The organism is Bacillus sp. AY3-1, from assembly GCF_008368785.1.
In the GTDB taxonomy this organism is placed as follows: domain Bacteria; phylum Bacillota; class Bacilli; order Bacillales; family Bacillaceae_G; genus Bacillus_A; species Bacillus_A wiedmannii.
This window is the reverse complement of sequence record NZ_QORZ01000046.1, coordinates 1-1017: the sequence shown is the minus strand read 5'-3', so window position 1 is coordinate 1017 and position 1017 is coordinate 1. Positions and strand designations below refer to the sequence as shown.

Genomic DNA, 1017 nt, shown 5'->3' with positions numbered 1-1017 from the left:
TTAAATTTAGTTAATTCTTCTATTAATGCTTTTGCAGACTCTTGGTTTCGTTGAATCCCCACCCTTAAATCTGTAATCCCCTTTTTTAAAGTATCCCCATTTCCATTATTGATCGCCTCTACTAATGTTTCATAATAATTTTCAAACTTTGTATCGTATTCAATAATGCCGGTCAATGTATCTAAAAGCTGTTTTTTTACTTTTGTATTCCATGTAACAGCATGTACTCTTGCATTCCAATGATCCTGGAAAAGCTGTTTTTTTACTTTTGTATTCCATGTAACAGCATGTACTCTTGCATTCTTTTGATCCTGTATAATTTTACTAGGTAAATCTGCATATCCATTAATAGAAATCCCTTCAAAACTCACATCCGGATTATTAATTAGCAAATAAGAATATTCATTCATAGCTTTTGCAAATAACCCAGCATCTTGTACAGTTTTTTTCATCTTTTCTTCATTTGCTGAAAGAGACATATCTCCAGTGTTCGTTTGTTCAGTTTCAATTGCAAAGGTTGCTACTGGTGTGACTGCATAGGTAGTTGTCATAATTAAAAATGCTGATACAGCCAGTATTTTATAAGATTTTTTTTTCATCTTTTCTTATTCCTCCTGTATAGAGTATGATTTCAAGTCCTATTCTTATTAAAAGACGATTTTGTTGCATAGATTCGATATTATTAAGCAAATCTATATAACCTGTATCCTATTGATCGATTCTGTTACAAATTTTTAAAAACAAGTAAACTACATGGCTATCTTTTTATTTGAATACAACTTATATATAAGTGAAAGGCGAAGTCTTTAATGAGACTCCGCCTTTTTAATATATAAGGATTTATTAATTACCGCTTTACTGTTTATCAGTGTAATCATAGACTCTCTATGTTATGGGTCACTTTGCAACAGAATAAATATTTCCCTATTTTTGTGGAGTAACAGTTTCCACTTTTAATTCCTTTATTCCTTCTTTTAATATAACAGCATCTGTTCGTAATGTTTTCCAACTATCTTT

Annotated in this window: 1 protein-coding gene; it reads right to left on the bottom strand. The window is 30.5% G+C overall.

Annotated elements, in window-relative coordinates; all coding sequences use genetic code 11:
- On the bottom strand, positions 1–599 hold a 599-nt coding region (locus tag DN389_RS28120), incomplete at its 3' end, for an HBL/NHE enterotoxin family protein (RefSeq protein WP_149237852.1).
- Between the last annotated feature and the right edge of the window lie 418 nt (positions 600–1017).